This is a genomic window from Nocardia vaccinii NBRC 15922, assembly GCF_001613305.1.
Classification (GTDB): Bacteria; Actinomycetota; Actinomycetes; order Mycobacteriales; family Mycobacteriaceae; genus Nocardia; species Nocardia vaccinii.
The window spans coordinates 38027-59718 of sequence record NZ_BDCC01000021.1; the positions used below are offsets into that span (position 1 = coordinate 38027).

Sequence of the window (21692 nt, forward strand, 5' to 3'; positions counted from 1 at the left end):
GAACGGTTGGCGCAGAACGCGACTCCGATGAAGTCGGACTGCGCGAGGAGCCCGGTTGCCGATGCGGCCTTCGAACGTGTCCCGGCCCGCTAACTCGCCAGGCACCCCGGTCCCAGGAGCGCCTTGAGATCGCCCATCAACGCCGAGGACGGCGAAACTCGCAGGTTGTCGGCGACCTTGAGCAGGGTGGTTTTCTCTCGGGAACCGACGTGGCGGATGTGGACGTCGGCGGTGCCGGGGTGGCTGGACAGGACGCGTTTGAGGGCGCTGACCTTGTCGGGGGTGCACAGGCGGGTCGGGATGGTGACGGCGAGTGGTTTCTCCACGCCGATCGCGGACAGGTCCGGCACCACGAGATCGTTGGCGATCAGCGAAATGCGGTCGTCGCGGAGCGAGACGCGGGCCTTGACCAGCACGACCGCATCGTCGACGACGTCCATGCCGTACACCGAATAGGACTGCGGGAAGAACAGCACCTCGATCCCACCGGTGAGATCCTCGAGCTGGGCCGAGGCCCAGGGCAGGCCGTTCTTGTTGACACGGCGGTTCACCGAGGCCAGGATGCCGCCGATGGTGACCTGGGCGCCGTCCTTCACATCACCCTGCAGAATCGACGGAATGGGGGTATCCGCCTGTGCCGCAAGCACATGCTCGACCCCGTTGAGCGGATGCCCGGACACGTACAGGCCCAGCATCTCCCGCTCCAGCGCGAGCTTGTGCTTGGACTCCCACTCCTCGTCGGGAACCTTTACATCGAAGACCGAGGCCATCGATTCGTCGCTGTCGTCCAGCCCGCCGAACAGGTCGAACTGGCCGATCGCCTCGGCCTTCTTGGTGGACATCACCGCGTCGATGGCATCGGAGTGCACCAGCAGCAGACCCTTGCGGGGATGGCCGAGCGAGTCGAAAGCCCCTGCCTTGATGAGGGATTCGGTGACTTTCTTGGTGCAGGCGACGGTGTCGATCTTGTTGAGATAGTCGGAGAAATCGGTGTACTTCGACTTCTCCTTGCGGGCTGCGATGATCGAGGACACCACGTTCGCGCCGACGTTGCGCACCGCACCCAGCCCGAAACGGATATCCGCGCCGACCGAGGCGAAGTTGTGCTCGGACTCGTTCACATCCGGCGGCAGCACGGTGATCCCCAGGCGGCGGCAGTCGGACAGATAGACCGCGGCCTTGTCCTTGTCGTCGCCGACGCTGGTGAGCAACGCGGCCATGTATTCGGCCGGATAGTTCGCCTTCAGGTAGGCGGTCCAGTAGGAGACCAGGCCGTAGGCGGCGGCGTGCGATTTGTTGAACGCGTATCCGGCGAACGGAAGGATGGTGTCCCACAGCGCCTTGATCGAGGCCTTGGAGAATCCGTTCTCCAGCATGCCCTTCTCGAAGCCCTCGAACTCGGCCTCGAGGACCTCGGCCTTCTTCTTACCCATCGCGCGGCGCAGAATGTCCGCTCGGCCGAGCGAGTATCCGGCCACCTTCTGCGCGACGTGCATGATCTGCTCTTGGTAGACGATCAGGCCGAACGTCTCGCCGAGGATGTCCTTCAGCGGCTCCTCGAGCTCCGGATGGATCGGTTTGACCTCTTGCCGGTTGTTCTTGCGGTCGGCGTAGTCGTTGTGCGCGTTCATGCCCATCGGGCCGGGGCGGTACAGCGCGCCGACCGCCACGATGTCCTCGAACGCGTTGGGCTGCATGCGGCGCAGCAGATCTCGCATGGGTCCACCATCGAGCTGGAACACGCCGAGAGTGTCACCGCGCGAAAGCAATTCGAAGGTGGCCGGATCGTCCAGCGGCAGCGTGTCCATATCCAGGTCGATGCCGCGGTTGGCCTTGATGTTGTCCAGCGCGTCGCCGATCACCGTCAGGTTGCGCAGGCCCAGGAAATCCATCTTCAACAGGCCGATGGCCTCACACGACGGATAGTCCCAGCCGGTGATGATCGCGCCGTCCTGCGCGCGCTTCCACACCGGGATCGCGTCGGTGAGCGGCTCGCTGGACATGATGACCGCGCAGGCGTGTACGCCCGCATTGCGGATCAGGCCCTCGAGCCCCTTGGCCGTCTCGTAGATCTTGGCGATCTCCGGATTGGTCTCGATCAGGGTGCGGACCTCGGCAGCCTCCTTGTACCGCTCGTGTTCGGGATCGGTGATTCCCGAGACCGAGATGTCCTTGGCCATGATCGGCGGCGGCAGCGCCTTGGTGATCTGGTCGGCGATGGCGAAACCGGGCTGACCGTGCAGGACTCGGGCCGAATCCTTCAGTGCGGCCTTGGTTTTGATGGTGCCGAAGGTGATGACCTGGGCGACCCGATCGCTGCCCCACTTCTCCGAGGCGTAGCGCACCATCTCACCGCGACGGCGATCGTCGAAGTCGATATCGATATCCGGCATCGACACGCGCTCGGGGTTCAGGAACCGCTCGAACAACAGACCGTGCGGCAGCGGGTCGATATTGGTGATGCCCAGCGCGTAGGCGACCAGCGAACCGGCCGCCGAACCACGGCCCGGCCCGACCCGGATGCCGACCTCGCGGGCATGGTTGATCAGGTCACCGACGACGAGGAAGTAGGCCGGGAAGCCCATCTCCAGGATGACGCCGATCTCGTACTCGACCTGGTCGATGTATTTCTGCGGCGGACCATCGGGGAACCGGCGGTCCAGGCCGCGGCGCACCTCCTCGCGCAGCCAGCTGGCCTGGGTGTGCCCTTCGGGCACGGGGAAGATCGGCATCCGGTCCCGATGGGTCCACACGTCCTCGTAGGGCTGCACCCGCTCGCCGATCAGGACCGTGTTGTCGCACGCCCCGGGCACCTCGGCATCCCAGATGGCGCGCATCTCGTCGGCGGATTTGAGGTAGTAGCCGCTGCCGTCGAATTTGAAGCGGGTCGGGTCCGAGAGCGTCTTGCCGGTCTGAATGCACAGCAGCGCTTCGTGGTTCGTGGAGTCGGACTCGTGCACGTAGTGGCAGTCGTTGGTGGCCAGCGCGGGGATGCCGAGCTTCTTGCCGACCTCCAGCAGACCCTGGCGCACCCGCGTCTCGATGGACAGGCCGTGGTCCATCACCTCGAGGAAGAAGTTGTCCTTGCCGAAGATCTCCTGCCACTTGGCCGCGGCCTCGAGCGCCTCGCGCTCATGACCGAGGCGCAACCGGGTCTGCACCTCGCCCGAGGGGCAGCCGGTGGTGGCGATGATGCCCTCGGCGTGCTCGGCGATGATCTCGGCGTCCATCCGGGACCACTTGCCGAGCTGGCCCTCGATCGAGGCCAGCGAGGACAGCTTGAACAGGTTGCGCAAACCCGTCGCGTTCTCCGCGACCATCGTCATGTGGGTGTACGCACCCGAACCCGAGACGTCGTCGCCCTTCTGGCTCGGATCACCCCACTGGACACGTTTGGTGTTGAACCGCGACTCGGGCGCGATGTACGCCTCGATGCCGATGATCGGCTTGATGCCCTGCTTCTTGGCCGAGTTGTAGAACTCCGAGGCGCCGAACATATTGCCGTGGTCGGTCATGCCGACGGCGGTCATGCCGAGCCGCTCGGCCTCCTTGAACAGCGGCGTTATCTTCGCCGCGCCGTCGAGCATCGAGTACTCGGTGTGGTTGTGGAGGTGAACGAATCCCGAGGCTGACACGGCTAGAGATTATGCCCCGGGTACGACAGGAATCCGGGAGGTGGGCCGAGGTCGGTGCGAAAGCGCATGTGATAGCGGTCCGATCGTGTCGACCCGATCGCTGTGCGGATGCCCAACACCCGAAACCCGGGTGTGGCGGAGGTGATTTGGGGGAATGATGAGGCTGTGCGCGAGACGCCCGAAGACGATTCGGGTAGTCGGCTACGCGCGCAAGGGTTATGCGTGGGGCGGGAGGATCCACTTATGAAACGTCTGATTGTGTGCTGTGACGGCACCTGGGGAACGGCGAGCAATCCGTCGGTGTCCAATGTCGTCAAGATCGCGGAATCGGTCCGGCTGGACACCACGGCGGCAGCCGGGGGTTCGGTCGGGCAGCGGGTGTTCTACACCGACGGGCCCGGCTCGCGCGGATACCTGCTCGACAAATACCTCGGCGGCGCCTTCGGGCTCGGCCTTGATGCCGGGCTGTCCACCATGTACTGGCAGCTGGCGCTGAACTGGGAGCCCGGCGACGAGATCTTCGTCTTCGGTTTCAGTCGCGGCGCCTACACAGCCCGCAGTCTCACCGGTCTGATCGCCCGGATCGGTCTGCTGACCGCCGAGGCGATGATCGAAGGCCGGTATCCCGAGGCGATGCGGATCTTCCGGCAGCGCAAGGACGATCCGGACGACCCCGATCCGGACGAGTGGGTCGAATTCCGCGCCCGGCACTGTCAGTATCCGGTGCCGATCAAATTCGTGGGCGTCTTCGACACGGTCGGTGCGATGGGCGTTCCCGGGATCACCTCGTGGCGTTACCGATTCCACGATCTGCGGCTGTCGCCGGGCGTGCACACCGCGCGTCAGGCGCTGGCCGTCGACGAGCGCCGGCGCATCTACCAGCCCTGCCTGTGGGAGGTCACCGACGAGGAAGGGGTCGTCCAGCAGCGGCCCGATCGCGTCAAACAGGTGTGGTTCGAGGGCTGTCACACCGATATCGGCGGCGGTATGCCCGACAGCAGGCTCTCCGATCGGACGCTGCGCTGGATGGTGCGCGAGGCGCGGGAACAGGGTCTGGAATTCGACGACGACCTGCTGGCCAAGATCCTCGAACACGGCGAATCCGCCTCCGGCCCTGTACATCCGAGCAATTCGCTGACCTGGGCCTACCGATTCACGAACCTGATCGGGACGCTGCTGCGCCCGGGTAACCCGAGGTTCTACCGGGACGCCTGGCGGCGGCTGTGCGCACCCGAGGACAAGCGAGTGTTCCTGGCCTCCTGCGCGAAACCGCATGGCGACTACGACCCGCCGAACCTGCGCCGCTGGTCACAGGAGTGCGGCGACAACGTCCCCGTCGAGCAGACCGCGCATCCGGCGCACCCGGCCGATTCCGAGGCGCAGGAGGGAATCCCGGCCTGAGCTTCGCCGCGCTCTCTACCGCACCAGCAGTGCGACCGGGAGCCTGGTGAACAGCTTCTCCAGGCGGACGCGGGTGGTGAAGGTGTGCCCGGTGAGGCGATCGGTCCAGGTGCCCTGCGGCAGATCCAATGCCGCATCGCCCCAACCGGTTTCGCTCAACCGGAGGCTGTGGCGGGTGGCGGCCACGATCACCTGTGGCGGTTCGTCGACCCGGCCGCGGGCATAGGCGATCAGATGTCCGGCGCGGTCGCCCGCGGCGAACAGCGGCGTGTACGCGCCGCCGACGAAACATTCGGGACGTTCGCGCCGCAGCCACAGCGCGTAGGCCACGATCCACATCTTGGCAGCGCCGCTGGAATCCAGTTCCGGTGTGCCGGTGAGCGATTGCAGCATCGACAGGCGGTGGCCGAAATCGACCGGGCGGCGGTTGTCCGGATCGACGAGCGAATCCTCCCAGATTTCGCAGCCCTGGTAGATATCGGGGATGCCGGGGCCGCAGAGCTGAAGCAGCTTCTGCGACAGCGCATCCGACCATGCGTGTGGCGCGAGCTTGATCACCGTCTCGGACAGTCCGCCGCCGACCTGGCCGTCGATCACCGCGTCGATCCACTGGTGCAGCGCGGACTCGAACTCCAGATCCGGTTCCTCCCAGGAGGTTTTCGTGCCCGCCTCACGAGCGGCCTTCTCCGCGAACAGGTGGAGCCGCTCGCGCAGGCCGGCGACCGTCGCGGCGGGCCGCCCGTCGTTCGGCCACATCCCGAACATGTTCTGCAACAGGAACAATGCCGTCGCCTCGTCCGGCGGCGGGGTGTTCTCGAACCAGCGGGGCACCGATTCGGACCATAGCTCCGCGGCCTGGGACAGCACCCCGATCCGGGCGCGCACGTCCTCGCCGCGTTTGGTGTCGTGGGTGCTGAGCGTCGTCATCGTGGCGGGCCAGCGTTGGGCGCGTTCGGAATTGGCGAGATGGAATTCCAGCACCGACCGGCCGAAGCGGGCCGGATTACCGCCCACCTCCTGCAGTGAGACCAGTCGCGCGCCCTGGTAGTACATGGTGTCCTCGACGGCCTTGGCGGTCACCGCCCCGCACACCTGATACAGTCGCACGGCCGCCTCTCCGTTCGCGGCCAGCGCGGTGACCAGCACCGACAGCGGCGCGGTCAGTTCACTGTTGCGCTTGCACACCTTCTGCACCACCGCGGTGATCATGCCCGCCAGCGGCGCGTAGTCGGTGCGGTACACCGGCATGAACGAGAGCACCTCGATGGTGGCGTTGGTCAGCGCCATATCGCTGATCGGCACGGTGTCGATGCCGCTGACCCCCGCATCCCGCTTGATCGCGGCGACGAGCCTGCGGATCTCGGGAACCAGCATCGTCTCGGCCACAGCGCGTTTGATGCGATGTTCGTTGTTGCCGATCCACGCGCCGTTGCTGCCGTGCCCGCAGTACTTGCGCGACAGTTCGGTCAGGGCCTTCTCGCCGTCCGGATCGATGAGCACTCCGCCCAGATCCGCGAGCGCGTCGTAACCGGTGGTGCCGTCGATGGGCAGCATCGCGTCCAGCGGTTCGCGATTGGACAGCACCTTCTCCACCACCAGCAGCCGGCGCGGACCGATCAGCCGGCGCAAGCGGGCCAGATAGGCGGCGGGATGGGCCAGCCCGTCCGGATGATCCACGCGCACACCGTCGATCAGATCGTGCTCACACCAGGCGGACAGTTCGCGGTGGGTGATCTCGAAGACCGCCGGATCCTCCTGCCGGATCGCCGCCAGGCTCGACACCGAGAAGAATCGGCGGTAGGTACAGATCCCGGCCTTCCAGCTGACCAGCCGATAATGCTGTTTGTCGTGGATTCGCAGCGCGTTCTCCCCGTCGGTACCGGGGGCGATGGGGAAACGTAGATCGTGCAGTGCCAGCATCGGTTCCGGACCGCTGCGATCGACGGTCAGCGCGGCCGGATCGTTCTCGTTCTGCAGCACCGGCAGCGCCAGGCGACCGCCCGCGCCGTTGCTCGAACTCCAGTCGATGTCGAAGAAGTGCGCGAACTGGGATTTGCGGCCGTGGCACAACACATCCCACCACCACGGGTTCTGTCGCGGATCGCTCACCCCGACGTGGTTCGGCACCAGATCGATGATCAATCCCATTCCGCGACTGCGTAACTCGTCCGAGAGCGCCTTGAGCCCGGCCGGGCCGCCCAGCGCGGCGGACACCGTCGTCGGATCGGTGACGTCGTAGCCGTGCGTGGAGCCGCGCATCGCACTCATGACGGGGGACAGATACAGATGCGAGATGCCCAGTTGCTGCAGATATTCCGCGATCGCGCGGGCATCGGCGAAGGTCAGCGCGTCCGGTCGCAGCTGCAACCGATAGGTGCTGCGGACGTTCGTCTGCCGGAGCACCGGTGTGGTGTGTGACTCGGTGGAAGCGAATTCTGTCATCTCTGTCTTGATTTCATCATGGCGTGCCTGCGGCCCTACATCCTCGCCCACACCGGTTCCGGTGCATCGGGCCGGTCCGTCCGGTGCAATACCAGCAGACAACGGTCCGGCACCTCGACCATGGCCGGCGTGTCGTAGTCGATCGGTGCGTGTCCGGTGGGGGTCGAACAATCCAGGGCCACGGACCACCGGGTGCCGAAATCCGGTCCCGGCAAGGTGAACTCGATGGGCGCGTCGTGGGCGTTGAAGCACAGCAGGAACGAGTCGTCCCGGATGCGCTCACCGCGCGGGCCCGGCTCGTTGATCCGTGAGCCGTTCAGGAAAACCGCCAGGGAGCGGCCGAATCCGGAATCCCAGTCCGCGGCGGTCATCTCGGCGCCGGATGGGGTCAGCCAGGCGATATCGGGTGCGTCGAGGCGACCGTCGCGGTCGTCGTCGGCGCCGGGGCGGCCGTCGAAGAAACGGCGGCGGCGGAACACCGGGTGTTCGGCTCGCAGCGCCAGGGCGGCGCGGGTGAACTGCAGCAGGTCCGAGTTTTTCTGTGCCAGAGACCAATCCACCCAGGACAGCGACGAGTCCTGGCAGTAGGCATTGTTGTTGCCGTGCTGGGTGCGGCCCATCTCGTCACCGTGCAGCAGCATCGGGGTGCCCTGGGAGAGTGCGAGGGTGGCGATCATATTGCGCGTCTGGCGATCTCGCAGAGCCAAAACCTGCGGATCGTCGGTCGGGCCCTCGACGCCGCAGTTCCAGGATCGGTTGTGGCTCTCGCCGTCGTGATTGTCCTCGCCGTTGTCCTGGTTGTGTTTGTCGTTGTACGACACCAGATCTTGCAGCGTGAACCCGTCGTGCGCGGTGACGAAGTTGATACTGGCGCCGGGGCGGCGCCCGGTGGCCTCGTACAAATCCGACGAGCCGGTCAGCCGAGAGGCGAACTCGCCCAGTGTCGCCGGTTCGCCGCGCCAGTAATCGCGCACGGTGTCACGGTATTTGCCGTTCCACTCGGTCCACAGGCTCGGGAAGTTGCCGACCTGATAGCCGCCCTCGCCGACGTCCCAGGGTTCGGCGATCAATTTGACCTGACTGACCACCGGATCCTGCTGGACGAGATCGAAGAAGGTGGACAGCCGGTCCACGTCGTGCAGTTCGCGGGCCAGGGTGGCCGCCAGATCGAAGCGGAATCCGTCGACGTGCATCTCCAGCACCCAGTAGCGCAGCGAATCCATGATCAACTGCAGGGTGTGCGGATGCCGGACGTTGAGGCTGTTGCCGGTGCCGGTGTAGTCGACGTAGTGCTGCGGATCATCCTGTGCCAGACGGTAGTACGCCGCGTTGTCGATACCGCGCAGACACAGCGTCGGCCCCAGGTGATTGCCCTCGCCGGTGTGGTTGTAGACCACATCGAGAATCACCTCGATTCCCCCGGCGTGCAGGGCGCGCACCATGGCCTTGAATTCGGTGACCGCGGCGCCGGCGCGCGGATCGGCGGCGTATTCGTGATGCGGGGCCAGATAGCCGAAACTGTTGTACCCCCAGTAATTTCGCAGCCCTTTGTCCAGCAGCAGCCGGTCGTGCACGAATTGGTGCACCGGCATCAGCTCGACCGCGGTCACGCCCAGTCCGATGAGATGTTCGATGATCGCGGGATGTGCCATCCCGGCGTAGGTTCCGCGTAGCTCGGGCGGCACCTGCGGATGCGTCATCGTCATACCCTTGACGTGCGCCTCGTAGATGACCGTCTCATGATAGGGCCGCCGTGGCGCGCGGTCGTCGGCCCAGTCGAAGTACGGGTTGATCACGACGCCGGTCATGGTGTGCCCCAGCGAATCCCGGCCCACGGTGTACAGCGACGGATCGTTGCCGAACTCGCCGGTGAACGCCTTGCCGTACGGATCGAGCAACAGTTTGCTCGGATCGCAGCGCAGTCCGCGCTCGGGTTCGAACGGGCCGTGTACCCGGAAGCCGTACCGCTGTCCGGGGCCGACCGCGGGCACGTACGCGTGCCACACGTAGCCGTCGACCTCTTCGAGCGGAATGCGGATCTCCGTCCCGTCCCGCCCGATCAGGCACAATTCCACCCGCTCGGCGACCTCGGAGAAGAGGGAGAAGTTGGTACCGGCTCCGTCGTAGGTGGCGCCCAACGGGTAGGCGGTGCCCGGCCAGATGCCGAGCGGCGCGACTTCACCGAGTGCGTCGGGTGGAACCATGCCTCCGACAGTAACGGGCGTTCCTGTGGACCCGGCGCGGGTGGGCGTCGAGATGTGGCCTACGGCGCACCTGGCGGTCGCGCCGGACGGGGCTCAGCGCAGTGCCCGCCGCCAGGTCTGCCCGATCAGATCCTTGCCGAAACTGTGGTGCGGTTCGGACTCGACCAGTTCGAATCCGGCCCGCTGGTAGACGTGCCGGGCCGAGGTCAGCACGTCGTTGGTCCACAACACCATGTCGCGGTATCCGGCGGCGGTGGCGAATTCCAGGCATTGCCCGACCAGCGCGGTGCCCACGCCCCGGCCGCGTGCGGACGGTTCCACCAGGAGCAACCGCAGGCGTGCGGTGCTGTCGTCCTCGCGCATGCAGAACACCGCGCCGAGTCGCTCGCCGCCGGCTTCGGCGATCCAGGCGCGCTCGGTGTGCGGATCGTGCGATTCCAGGAAGCCGGTCACGATCCGCGCGACGAGGGTTTCGTAACTGCCGTCCCAGCCGTATTCGGCGGCGTAGAGGGCGGCGTTGCGCGCGATCACCCAGCCGAAGTCCCCGGGACGCGGATCGCGGATGCGCACCGGTGCGTCGCGGCCGTCGAGGATGGTCTCGATGGTGTGCATGGCCTCGACCAGGCGGGTGTGGTCGGCCGCGGGACGGTCCGCGAGCAGGTCGGCGATGCCGCGGCTGGAGCGCTCGTCCAGGTCGGCGAAGACGGTGCGGCCCCGGTCGGTCAGCCGCACCTGCTGGCGCCGGGCGTCCTGATCGCTACGGCGCCGCTCGACGAGCCCGTCCTGCTCGAAGCGGGCCAGGATGCGGCTGAGATAGCCGGGGTCCAGGTCCAGGCCCCGGCGCAGTTCGACCACGTCCGCGGTGTCGGTGTGGGCCAGTTCGAACAGGATGCGCGCCTCGGTCAGTGAGTAGTCGGTGTCGACGAGGTGTTCGTGCAGGACGCCGATCAATCGCGTGTAGCGGCGATTGAATTCGCGGACGGCGTGGATGTGCTCGGTGTCGACGTCGGCACTCGTGAGGGCGGTGTTCATGAGCCTCCGCTTCCGGTTCGCTTGTCTTTGACATGGTCAGAATATTCTTTGACTGCGTCAAAAGATAGCTCGACGGGCCTCTCGATGTGGACGATTTTCACGAGCGGATGTGAGCGGGCAGGTCGCCGATGGTAACTTGAACGACGTTCAAGGACGCCCTCGCGAAGGATTGCCGTGGCATTGACCCCCGACGAGATCGCCGCGCTGGATGCCGCCCACGTATGGCATCCCTACGGCGGCTTTCCGGCTGCGACCGATCCGCTGGTCGTCGCCTCCGCTGCCGGAACCCGGCTCACCCTGGCCGACGGTCGCGAACTGGTCGACGGGATGAGCTCCTGGTGGGCGGCGGTGCACGGTTACCGGCATCCAGTGCTGGACGCGGCGCTGACCGAGCAGGCGCAGCGAATGAGTCACGTCATGTTCGGCGGCCTGACCCACGAACCAGCGGCGCGGCTGTGTCAGCTGCTGGTCGAACACACCCCGGACGGACTGGACAAGGTGTTCCTGTGCGATTCGGGATCGGTGTCGGTCGAGGTGGCGGCCAAGATGTGCCTGCAGTACTGGCGGGCGCTGGGCAAGCCGGACAAGCGTCGGCTGTTCACCTGGCGCGGCGGTTATCACGGCGACACCTTCACTCCGATGAGTGTGTGCGATCCCGAGGGCGGCATGCATTCGCTGTGGACCGACGTGCTCGCCGAGCAGATCTTCGCTCCCGTGCCGCCGAAGGAGTACGAGCCGGAGTACGTCCGCGAACTGGAACGTCTGCTGGCCGCGCATGCCGGGGAGACCGCGGCGGTGATCGTGGAGCCGATCGTGCAGGGGGCGGGCGGTATGCGCTTCCATCATCCGGACTATCTGAAAGATCTGCGCCGCCTCTGCGACGAATACGGCGTCCTGCTGGTATTCGACGAGATCGCCACCGGATTCGGCCGCACCGGAACGTTTTTCGCGGCGGACCGGGTCGGCGTGCGGCCCGATGTGATGTGCGTGGGCAAGGCCCTCACGGGCGGATACCTCACCCTGGCCGCGGCCCTGTGCACTTCGCGGATCGCCGAGACGATCAGCGCCGGGCACGGCGGGCTCATGCACGGGCCGACCTTCATGGGCAATCCGCTGGCCTGCGCGGTCGCGGTCGCTTCGATCGAACTGCTGCTCTCCCGCGACTGGTACGGCGAGGTCGCCGGGATCGAGGCCCGGCTCACCGCCGGTTTGGCTGCGGCACAGGAGGTCCCGGGCGTGGTGGAGGTGCGGGTGCAGGGCGCGATCGGTGTCGTCGAACTCGATCATCCGGTCGATATGCGCAAGGCCACCCACGCCGCGGTGGACGCCGGGGTCTGGCTGCGGCCGTTCCGTAACCTCGTCTACACGATGCCCCCGTTCATCAGCAGCCCGGACGATATCGCCCGGATCACCGCCGCAGTGGTCGCCGCGGCCGCGAGTTGAGTCGGGTATTGCTCCTGAACGGCGTTCAAGTATGCTTCCCTCCTGTGACCATTGATCCGTTGAGCTGGTTGGACGAGCGGGCCGCCGCACGAGTGAGCGCCGGACTGCGGCGGGAGCTGCGGGCGCGGCAGCCGCGATCCACGGCGATCGATCTGGCATCCAACGACTATCTGGGCCTGTCCCGGCATCCCGAGGTGATCGCCGCCGCGGTCGATGCCGTGCGCACCTGGGGGGCCGGATCGACCGGGTCGCGCCTGGTGACCGGGACGACGGCCGCGCACGAGCACTTCGAGGCCGAACTGGCCGAATTCGTCGGCGCGGAAGCGGGATTGGTGTTCGCCACCGGATACGCCGCCAACCTCGGCGTGGTCACGGCACTGGCCGGGCGCGGATCGCTGGTGGTGTCCGACGCGGGCAGTCACGCATCGCTGGTCGATGCCTGCCGATTGTCGCGGGCCCGGGTCGAAATCGCCCCGCACTGCGACGTCGAGGCTGTGGACCGGCTACTGGCCGGGCGCAGCGAGGAGCGGGCGCTGGTGCTCACCGATTCGGTGTTCAGTGCCGACGGCGATCTCGCGCCGCTGACCGATCTGCACCGGGTGGTCAACGCCAACGGCGCGGTGTTGATCGTCGACGAGGCACACGGTATCGGCGTGCGCGGCGAGGGCGGGCGCGGGCTGGTGCACGAGGTGGGCCTGGCCGGACTGCCCGATCTGATCGTCACCGCGACACTGTCCAAAGCCCTTGCCGCCCAAGGTGGCGCGGTGTTGTCCAGTGAGCGCGTTCGGGCGCATCTGATCGATTCCGCGCGCACGTTCATCTTCGACACCGGCCTGGCTCCGGCGGCCGTCGGTGCGGCCCGCGCGGCGCTGGGACTGCTGCGCCGCGATCCGGACATGGGTGGGCGGGTGCTCACCCGCGCGGCGCAGATCGCCCGCATCGCCGGTGTGTCACAGCCGGATTCGGCGGTGGTGTCGGTGGTGCTGGGCAAGGCGCAGGTCGCCTACGATGCCGCCGGTGAATGCCGGGCGCGGGGACTGAACGTCGGATGCTTCCGGCCGCCGTCGGTGCCCGAGGGCACCTCGCGGCTGCGGCTGACCGCGCGAGCCGACCTCACCGACGCCGAGATGGACATCATCGCAACGGTTCTGGGTGAGGTTCTGACGCAGGCGCGAGCCGGGTCGGCCGATCCGCGCCCGGCGGTCCTGCCCGCCGGCGCGTCCGCGTCGTGAAATTGTTTCCTGTTGTGGGAGTGAGGATTTCGTGAGTGTTCTGATCGTGACCGGCACGTCGACCGACGTGGGCAAGACGGTCGTCACCGCGGCGCTGGCGGCCGCGGCGCGCACGGCCGGGCGTTCGGTCGCGGTCTGCAAACCGGCCCAGACCGGCGTACGGCCGGACGAGCCCGGCGATCTCGCGGAGATCGCTCGGCTCGCCGGTGTCACGCGCACACTGGAATTGGCCCGCTACCCGGACCCGCTCGCCCCCGACACCGCCGCCCGCCGCTGCGGCAGCCCGCTGCTGACCCTGGCCGAGACGGCCGCGGGCGTGGAATCGCTCGCGGACGCCGATCTCACCCTGGTGGAGGGCGCCGGCGGATTGCTGGTCCGGATGGGCGATTTCACGCTGCTGGACCTGGCGCAGAAGATGAACGCGCCGGTGCTGGTGGTCGCGGCCGCCGGCCTGGGCACCCTGAACCACAGTGAGCTCACCACCCGCGCGCTGGCCGCCGCCGGGGTGCACTGCGCGGGGCTCGTCGTCGGTTCCTGGCCTGTGGCACCGGATCTGGCCTCGCAGTGCAATCGCGCCGATCTGCCCGCGGTCACCGGTGTGGACCTGGTCGGCAGTATTCCGGAGGGTGCTGGGCGTTGGGCTCCGGAGCGTTTCGCCGAGGCTGCGCCGGGTTGGTTCGTGCCCGCCTGGTCCGAGCGTTATCTCGCGATCTGATCATCGGTGGCGCCTGATCCGCACGATAGTGTCGGCTCGATCGTCGGCCGTCGAGTGTTCAGCGCACCCGGCTGCCCAGCAGATGCCGTACGCCGCCGAGGAACAGTTGCAGGCCGAATTCGAAACGATCGGTGGCGCTGGGGATTTCGCTGCCGGTGAGGGATTCGTGCACCGGCGAGGCCTGCTCGTCCAACGCGCCCGCGGAATCCATCTGCATGCGCGACTGCTCGTCCACCGTCCCGCCCAGGACGTAGTACAGCAGCGTGTAGGCGGCCCGATCGGCCTCCTCGCGGGTCATCCCGCCGCGAATCAGCGCCCCGGCCAACCGTTCCCGGCCCTTGCTGGTGGTCAGGCGCGAGGCGTAGGTGGCCGAGACGACCTCCGCCCCGTCGCGATAGGCCAGCAGGCACGAACGCAGCCGATGGGCGAGTTCGGTGACCTGTCCGGACCAGTCGTCCGCGTCGACGGTGTCCTCCATCGGCGCGAGAATCCGGTCGGCCACCGCGCCGAGCAGCGCCTGTTTGTTGGGGAAGTGCCAGTACAACGCCCCGGGCTGGACGTGCAGGGAGGTCGCCAGCCGACGCATCGTCAGATCGGCTAATCCGTACTGGTCGAGAATGGCGACGGCTCCGTCGACGACGTCGGTGCGGTGCAGCTGCACGGCTGGCCCTTTCTGACGACCTTCATTTGTCCCGGCTTTGACTTCCGGTCTGGGGTTACCTTAGCCTGAACACCGTTCAAGTACACCGTTCACGTTGCGCGGCCGCCCCGGCCGGACGAAGGGAATCGTGCAGTGCCAACGCATACCCCCGCCTCACCGCCCCGGTCGGCCCAGGCGCCCGTCAGGACCGAAGCCGACATTCTGGCGACCGCTCGCGAGCAGGTGCTCGAGCGCGGCGTCGGGCTCACACAGGAGCAGACCGTTCAGGTGCTGCGGCTCGGGGACGATCGGCTCGAGGAATTGCTCGGCCTTGCGCACGAGGTGCGGATGCGCTGGTGCGGTCCGGAGGTCGAGGTCGAGGGCATCATCTCGCTCAAGACCGGCGGATGCCCCGAGGACTGCCACTTCTGCTCGCAGTCGGGTCTGTTCCAGTCACCGGTGCGCGCGGCCTGGCTGGACATCCCCTCGCTGGTGGAGGCCGCCAAGCAGACCGCCAAGACCGGTGCGACCGAATTCTGCATCGTCGCGGCAGTGCGCGGCCCGGACGAGCGCCTGATGGCGCAGGTCGCCGCCGGCGTGGAGGCCATCCGCAACGAGGTCGACATCCAGGTCGCCTGCTCGCTGGGCATGCTGAACCAGGAGCAGGTCGATCAGCTGGCCGCGATGGGCGTGCACCGCTACAACCACAACCTGGAGACCTCCAAGTCGCACTTCCCGAACGTGGTCACCACGCACACCTGGGAAGAGCGCTGGGGCACCCTGCGCATGGTGCGCGAGGCCGGTATGGAGGTGTGCTGCGGCGGCATCCTCGGTATGGGGGAGACCATCGAGCAGCGTGCCGAATTCGCCGCGCAGTTGGCCGAATTGGAGCCCGACGAGGTGCCGCTGAACTTCCTGAACCCGCGTCCGGGCACCCCGTTCGGGGATCTCGAGGTGCTGCCCGCGGCCGAGGCGCTCAAGGCCGTGGCCGCCTTCCGGCTCGCTCTGCCGCGCACCATCCTGCGCTTCGCGGGCGGCCGTGAGATCACCCTCGGTGATCTGGGGGCCAAACAGGGCATCCTCGGTGGTATCAACGCCGTCATCGTCGGTAATTACCTGACCACGCTGGGCCGCCCCGCCGAGGCGGACCTCGACCTGCTGGGCGAGCTGAAGATGCCGATCAAGGCGCTCAACGAAACCCTCTGATCGCAATGGCCGAGCCGGGCGTCGTCCGCCGGTACGGTGAAGGTATTGTCGAGCAGCCCTGCCGCTGCACTTCATCGAGGGGTTTCGCAGAAGTGGTCGTCGATATGGAAGAGCGCTACAACCCGTTCACGGGTAAGCGAATCGTCACGGGCGTGGACGATCCGGTGCCCGCGGCCGCCGCGCTGGGCCTCGAGCCGCCGCGATTCTGTGAGCAGTGCGGACGCCGGATGATCGTGCAGGTCCATCCCGAGGGCTGGTGGGCCAAGTGTTCCCGGCACGGTGTGCTCGATTCGAAATCCCTGGACCATCGCTGATGGTCCAGCAGGGTGCCGCCGAACCGTCCACCTCGCGACGGCGCGAGGTGCGCGCCGCGCTCTGGGTCGTGCTCGCGGTGCTGCTGGTCAGCGCGCTCGGCGGCGCGGTGTGGGCGGCGCTGGCCCCGACCGAACGGGTTCTCGTGGTACAGCCCGGACGCGGTGCGGCGCTGACGGGGGAGAGCGGTCACCGCTTCGACGCGATCGCCCTGTTCGTTTGCATCGCCATGGTGGCCGGGGTGCTGACCGCCGCGGCGGTGTGGCGGTTGCGCCGGGTGCGCGGTCCGATCGCGCAGTGCGCCTTGCTGTTCGGTTCACTGGCCGGCGCGGAGCTGATGTCCTGGTCCGGTGAACTGGTGGCACGGTGGATGCATCCGCACTCGTCGAACCCGCCCCTGCACACCATCGTCGCGATGCCGCCCGCGGTCGACGGCTGGCGCACCCTCATCGCTCACTGGATCCACTCCGACCTCTCCGCGGGCGCGTGGACGGTCGTCATGGTTCAGCCGTTGTTCGCGGCCCTGGTGATCCTGCTCCTGGCCGCCCTGAGTACCTCCGAAGATCTCGGTGTGGGCGGACCGGCCGAGCCGGCCGACGACCGCGCCTACACCTCCGGCATCTCCTACGGCCCCTATGGCACGCCGGTGTCCAACAGCAGCGTCTCCCTGGATCGCACCGGTCCGTTCGAGGGCGCCGACCGCTGAACAACCGCTGGCCGATGCTTGCCGGGTAATTCAGACCGGCATTGCGCTGTTCGCGACTCGACGATCCTGATGCCCGTGTCGTGTGGCCCGAACATCTCGTCGCGATCCTTCGGCCTCGGAGCACCCTGTCCGCAGGGAATTCGATGGCCCTCCCGCATGTCGGCGGTTACCGTGAAAACGAAGGCCGACAACGAGTGGAAAGGAGGTCGGTGATGAACAACACTCGCGATCACGCCCGCTCGGCGGACCAGGCGACCGAACGCCCTGCCGAACGCGCCGACCTCACCGCCTGGCGCGCCCGCCACGAACTGCGCAGATCCAGTGCCGCGCAACCGATTGCGAGCAAGCGCGCCTACCGTCGCACGACCAAGCACCGCAAGCGGGATGCAGAGCGCTGACCGACAGGTGTCCGGGTGGCTCGGCGGCGGAGACTATTTCGATCGCTCCCGAACGCGCGCGGGCCGGCGCATCGTCCCGATGCCTGTCGGCCGGGCAGAGGTCGGCGCCCCGCACCGGCCGAGGCGATCGACCCCATTCCGGGCGGCCTACCGCTGCGGAGCGGATGGGGAGATCCCGGTATCGGTGACGCGGCCGGAGTCCGTCCGCGTGTCCGGGTGGGATCGGCAGGTCGGAGCACGCGGAGGTATAGAACTGTTGAATGGCCGATGATCTGCTCGATCGTGCTCGTGCGGTGCTCCGGGACGCGCCCGTGGTGGACGGGCACAACGACCTGCCGTGGGCGATGCGCTCGCATGTGCGTTACGACCTGGACGCGCTGGATCTGGCAGCGGACCGGTCCGGGGTTCTGCACACCGATCTGAACAGGCTGCGGGCCGGTGGGGTCGGTGCCCAGTTCTGGTCGGTGTATGTGCCGTCGAGCCTGGCGGGGGAGCGGGCGGTGAGTGCGACGCTCGAGCAGATCGACTTCGTTCGGGCGTTGATCGCCCGGTATCCGGAGCGGTTGCGGGCGGCGTTCGGCGCGGAGGATATGGAAGCCGCGCGGGCGCAGGGGAGGATCGCCTCCCTGATGGGCGCCGAGGGCGGGCACAGCATCGACTGTTCGCTGGCTACCTTGCGGTCGCTGTATCTGCTGGGTGTGCGGTACCTGACGTTGACCCACAACGACAATGTGCCGTGGGCGGATTCGGCCACCGATGAGCCCAAGGCGCACGGGCTCACCCGATTCGGGCAGGAGGTGGTGCGCGAGATGAATCGGCTCGGCATGCTGGTCGACCTGTCCCACGTCTCGGGCGACACCATGCGCGCCACGCTCGCGATATCACGAGCGCCGGTGATCTTCTCCCATTCGTCGGCGCGGGCGCTGTGCGATCACCCGCGCAACATTCCCGACGATGTGCTGAAATCGTTGTCCGCCAACGGCGGCGTGGCGATGGTGACCTTCGTTCCGCAGTTCGTCCTGCCCGCCGCGACTCGATGGGTCGTGAACGCGGACGCGAATATGCGTGCGAACGGTTTCCACCCGCTCGATACCGGCCCGGCCGCGATGGCCTGTCAGCGGGCGTTCGAGGCCGCGAACCCGCGCCCGGTGCCGACGGTGGCCGATGTGGCCGACCACGTCGATCATGTGCGGGAGGCGGCCGGGCTCGACCATGTCGGCCTCGGCGGGGATTTCGACGGAATCGCCTTCGTCACAGCGGGTCTGGACGATGTATCCGGATATCCGAACCTGATCGCCGAACTGCTCGAACGCGGTTGGTCGACGTCCGATCTGGGAAAACTCACCTGGCACAACGCCGTTCGAGTGCTACGCGATGCCGAGGACGTCGCCCGCGAACTGCGGCGCACCCACGCGCCGTCGATCGCGACCATCGATCAACTCGACGGAAACAACTGAGCGACAACCGATTCGGCACTCGACCGACTCGGGTGGCCGGCGCGCTCAATGCGGTTCGTGCGCGGACCCCTCATGGGTGGTCTCGTACTCCGCCTCGATCACCTTGGCGTGGCGCCGCTCGCGCACCTTCCACACGATCAGGCCGATGATCACGATGGCCACCACCGCGATGGTCATGCCGCGGCCCACGGTCGAGGCGAGTTTCTCGTAGGACTGACCCGCGAGATATCCGAGCACCACGAATGTGGCGCCCCAGACGATGCCGCCGGTGGCGTTGTAGGCGAGGAACCGGCCATAGGGCATCCGGGAGGTGCCGACCAGCGCGGGCATCACCGCGCGGAAGAACGCCGTGAACCGGCCCAGGAACACCGCCCAGCCGCCGCGGCGAGCCAGGAAGTCCTGGGCGCGATCGAGTCGTCCCCGGTAGCGATCCAGCATCGACATCCCCAGCAGTCGCGTGCCGAAATGCTTGCCGACCTCATACCCCACACTGTCTCCGACGATGGCGGCCACGATCACCAGCACGATCATCGCCCACAGCTGCACATGCCCCTGACTGGCCGCGACCCCGCCCAGCACCGCCGCCGTCTCGCCCGGAATGACGAAACCGACGAAGATGGCGTCCTCGGCGAACACCAGCAAACCCACGGTCAGATAGACCCATACCGGTGCGATCTCCAGGATCCGCTGCATCAGCGAGTTCATGTGGGCAACGGTACCCGGCCGCGGAAGCGCACCGTGCGGCACGCAACAGGACAATTCGCCCATTCGGACGATCGGCGATCGCAGCGGTGGAGTTGACGTCACCGGCCGCTCGCCGCGCGGTGGATGCCCGCATTCACCCGGACCGTGGACAGCGGATATGCCGGTGCGGCCGGAGGGGCGCGAGCGCCGCCGGAGGGCGGGCGGGGTGCGTGGCCCCGCTCGCATCGTGGAAACGCAACCGATAGCCAAACGATTGCTTACCGGTTGCGGATATATCGATACCGGGTTTGCTCAGGTGGGCGGGCGCAGGGCGGCGAACTCGTCGGTGACGCGCAGTCCGTCGTCGGTGAAGCGGTACAGGGCGGCGGGGCGGCCGCCGGATTTGCCGGGGGTGGAGGTGGCGCCCGTCGGGGTGATCACCTTGCGGCGGCTCAGGACTCGTTGCAGATTCGTCGTATCGACTTCGTAACCCAGTGCCGCGCAATAGATTTCGCGCAGGGTGGACATGGTGAAACGTGCCGGGGCAAGGGCGAAGGCGATATTGGTGTAGGACAGCTTGGCGGCCAGGCGTGTGCGGGCGTGCCGCACGACGGTGCCGTGATCGAAGGACATCGCGGGCAGGGCCGAGACCGGATACCAGCGGGTATCGTCCGGCAGCTGCGGGTCGGCGGTCAGCGGCACCAGGCCGAGGTAAGCCGAGGCGATGCGCCGCGGCGGCGGCACCCGGTTCGGGTCGCTGAACACCCAGACCTGCTCGAGATGGGAAACCTCACGCACGTCGACCTTCTCCGCGAGCTGGCGGCGGGCCGAGAAATCCAGGTCCTCGTCGTCGCGCAACCGCCCGCCCGGCAGTGACCAGGTGCCGGTCTGCGGTTCCATCGCCCGTTGCCACAGCAGTACCCCGAGTTCGGTGTGCCAGCCGGATGCCGATCGGGGCGCATCGGGGTCGACCGGCTCGTTGCTGGCCTGACCTGCGGTGACGGTGTCGCGGAAGCGACGAACTTGGAACACCGCGGTAAGCGATTCGTGAATGGTGCTACTATGGGGCACGTTTTCGATTATAAGTCGAAAACCGGTTGGATGCGAAATCGGCGCGAACGCCGATGGCGCGAGAGTGAGGAGCCATGCCATGGCGACGATGACGTTGACCGGGCGGGTCGCGGACGGCCCGTCGGGATTCACGGGTGTCGAGGCGACCCCGGAGTGGGCGGCGGAGATCAAGCGACTCGCACGCGAGCGCAACGCGACGATCCTGGCGCACAACTACCAGCTGCCCGAGATCCAGGACGTCGCCGATCACGTCGGTGACTCGCTGGCGCTGTCCCGCATTGCCGCCGAGGCGCCCGAGGACACGATCGTGTTCTGCGGCGTGCACTTCATGGCCGAGACCGCGAAGATCCTGAGCCCGGACAAGACCGTGCTGATCCCGGATCAGCGTGCGGGCTGCTCACTGGCCGATTCCATCTCGGCCGATGAACTACGCGAATGGAAGGCCGAACACCCTGGGGCGCTGGTGGTTTCGTATGTGAACACCACCGCCGCGGTGAAGGCGCTCACCGATATCTGCTGCACCTCGTCGAACGCCGTCGACGTGGTCGCCTCCATCGATCCGGACCGCGAGGTGCTGTTCCTGCCCGACCAGTTCCTCGGCGCACACGTCAAGCGCGTGACCGGCCGGGAGAACATGCACATCTGGGCGGGCGAATGCCACGTGCACGCGGGCATCAACGGTGACGAGCTGACCGAACAGGCCCGCACCCACCCGGACGCGGAACTGTTCGTGCATCCCGAATGCGGTTGTGCCACATCGGCGTTGTACCTCGCGGGCGAGGGCGCCTTCCCGGCCGATCGGGTGCACATCCTGTCCACCGGCGGCATGATCGATGCCGCGAAGGCCGCGACCTCGCGCGAGGTGCTGGTCGCCACCGAGATCGGCATGCTGCATCAGCTGCGCAAGGCCGCGCCCGGCGTCGATTTCCAGGCCGTGAACGATCGCGCCTCGTGCAAGTACATGAAGATGATCACCCCGGCGGCGCTGCTGCGCTGCCTGGTCGAGAATCGTGACGAAGTGCACGTCGACCCGGAAACCGCTGCGGCGGGCCGTGATTCGGTGTTGCGCATGATCGCCATCGGCAATCCGGGCGGTGGGGAGTGAGTGTCCCCG

General features: G+C 67.2%; 17 protein-coding genes. 10 read left to right on the top strand and 7 right to left on the bottom strand.

Annotated features, from left to right (window positions below; all coding sequences use genetic code 11):
- Nucleotides 1-89: 89 nt before the first annotated feature.
- Nucleotides 90-3635, bottom strand: coding sequence for a DNA polymerase III subunit alpha (gene dnaE, locus NV1_RS17020; RefSeq protein ID WP_281181836.1), 3546 nt, complete (start codon nt 3633-3635; stop codon nt 90-92).
- A 243-nt stretch (nt 3636-3878) separates the two neighbouring features.
- Between dnaE and NV1_RS17025 the strand changes: the two genes are divergently transcribed.
- A complete protein-coding gene (locus NV1_RS17025; protein WP_067892349.1) occupies nt 3879-5036 on the top strand; it encodes a T6SS phospholipase effector Tle1-like catalytic domain-containing protein in 1158 nt (385 codons plus the stop codon).
- A 15-nt stretch (nt 5037-5051) separates the two neighbouring features.
- On the opposite strand, the gene treY is transcribed toward NV1_RS17025, so the two are convergent.
- The 3 genes from treY to NV1_RS17040 all read right to left on the bottom strand — a co-directional run bounded on the left by treY (nt 5052) and on the right by NV1_RS17040 (nt 10714).
- Entirely contained in the window at nt 5052-7478 is a 2427-nt protein-coding gene (treY, locus tag NV1_RS17030) for a malto-oligosyltrehalose synthase (RefSeq protein WP_067892420.1), read from the bottom strand.
- 35 nt (nt 7479-7513) lie between these two features.
- Complete coding sequence (glgX, locus tag NV1_RS17035) at nt 7514-9682, bottom strand: glycogen debranching protein GlgX (RefSeq protein ID WP_067892351.1); 2169 nt, start codon at nt 9680-9682, stop codon at nt 7514-7516.
- Nucleotides 9683-9775: 93 nt separating this feature from the next.
- Nucleotides 9776-10714, bottom strand: a complete 939-nt coding sequence (locus NV1_RS17040; RefSeq protein ID WP_067892353.1) for a bifunctional helix-turn-helix transcriptional regulator/GNAT family N-acetyltransferase — start codon at nt 10712-10714, stop codon at nt 9776-9778.
- A gap of 174 nt (nt 10715-10888) precedes the next feature.
- Between NV1_RS17040 and NV1_RS17045 the strand changes: the two genes are divergently transcribed.
- The 3 genes from NV1_RS17045 to bioD are packed head-to-tail and all read left to right on the top strand — an operon-like array spanning nt 10889 to nt 14104.
- Complete coding sequence (locus NV1_RS17045) at nt 10889-12157, top strand: adenosylmethionine--8-amino-7-oxononanoate transaminase (protein ID WP_084525471.1); 1269 nt, start codon at nt 10889-10891, stop codon at nt 12155-12157.
- Between the two features lie 44 nt (nt 12158-12201).
- Complete coding sequence (locus NV1_RS17050) at nt 12202-13389, top strand: 8-amino-7-oxononanoate synthase (RefSeq protein WP_067892356.1); 1188 nt, start codon at nt 12202-12204, stop codon at nt 13387-13389.
- A gap of 31 nt (nt 13390-13420) precedes the next feature.
- Nucleotides 13421-14104 (top strand): dethiobiotin synthase, encoded by a 684-nt coding sequence (bioD, locus tag NV1_RS17055; protein WP_067892358.1) that lies wholly within the window; start codon nt 13421-13423, stop codon nt 14102-14104.
- 58 nt (nt 14105-14162) lie between these two features.
- Here the strand turns inward: bioD and NV1_RS17060 are convergent, their stop codons facing one another.
- On the bottom strand, nt 14163-14765 hold the full coding sequence (locus tag NV1_RS17060) for a TetR/AcrR family transcriptional regulator C-terminal domain-containing protein (RefSeq protein ID WP_067892360.1): 603 nt from the start codon (nt 14763-14765) through the stop codon (nt 14163-14165).
- Nucleotides 14766-14897: 132 nt separating this feature from the next.
- Here NV1_RS17060 and bioB point away from each other — a divergent pair, with 132 nt between their 5' ends.
- The 5 genes from bioB to NV1_RS17085 all read left to right on the top strand — a co-directional run bounded on the left by bioB (nt 14898) and on the right by NV1_RS17085 (nt 18823).
- Nucleotides 14898-15950 carry a biotin synthase BioB gene (bioB, locus tag NV1_RS17065; protein ID WP_067892361.1) on the top strand — a complete coding sequence of 351 codons (1053 nt, stop codon included), beginning with the start codon at nt 14898-14900 and terminating at the stop codon, nt 15948-15950.
- A 104-nt stretch (nt 15951-16054) separates the two neighbouring features.
- Nucleotides 16055-16264 carry a biotin synthase auxiliary protein BsaP gene (gene bsaP / locus NV1_RS17070; RefSeq protein ID WP_067892422.1) on the top strand — a complete coding sequence of 70 codons (210 nt, stop codon included), beginning with the start codon at nt 16055-16057 and terminating at the stop codon, nt 16262-16264.
- Complete coding sequence (locus tag NV1_RS17075) at nt 16264-16968, top strand: DUF2567 domain-containing protein (protein ID WP_067892363.1); 705 nt, start codon at nt 16264-16266, stop codon at nt 16966-16968. Before bsaP ends, NV1_RS17075 begins: the two co-directional genes overlap by 1 nt.
- Before the next feature lie 212 nt (nt 16969-17180).
- Complete coding sequence (locus NV1_RS17080; protein WP_067892365.1) at nt 17181-17366, top strand: hypothetical protein; 186 nt, start codon at nt 17181-17183, stop codon at nt 17364-17366.
- Nucleotides 17367-17626: 260 nt separating this feature from the next.
- Nucleotides 17627-18823 (top strand): dipeptidase, encoded by a 1197-nt coding sequence (locus NV1_RS17085; protein ID WP_067892367.1) that lies wholly within the window; start codon nt 17627-17629, stop codon nt 18821-18823.
- A 45-nt stretch (nt 18824-18868) separates the two neighbouring features.
- On the opposite strand, the gene NV1_RS17090 is transcribed toward NV1_RS17085, so the two are convergent.
- Together NV1_RS17090 and NV1_RS17095 are read right to left on the bottom strand one after the other, a co-directional pair.
- Nucleotides 18869-19528, bottom strand: coding sequence for a DedA family protein (locus NV1_RS17090; RefSeq protein ID WP_067892424.1), 660 nt, complete (start codon nt 19526-19528; stop codon nt 18869-18871).
- A gap of 291 nt (nt 19529-19819) precedes the next feature.
- The gene (locus NV1_RS17095; protein WP_067892426.1) at nt 19820-20578 is read right to left on the bottom strand and encodes an NUDIX hydrolase; all 759 of its coding nucleotides are present in this window, start codon (nt 20576-20578) and stop codon (nt 19820-19822) included.
- Between the two features lie 79 nt (nt 20579-20657).
- On the opposite strand from NV1_RS17095, the gene nadA reads away from it, so the two are divergent.
- Nucleotides 20658-21683 carry a quinolinate synthase NadA gene (gene nadA / locus NV1_RS17100; protein WP_067892369.1) on the top strand — a complete coding sequence of 342 codons (1026 nt, stop codon included), beginning with the start codon at nt 20658-20660 and terminating at the stop codon, nt 21681-21683.
- Nucleotides 21684-21692 lie beyond the last annotated feature (9 nt).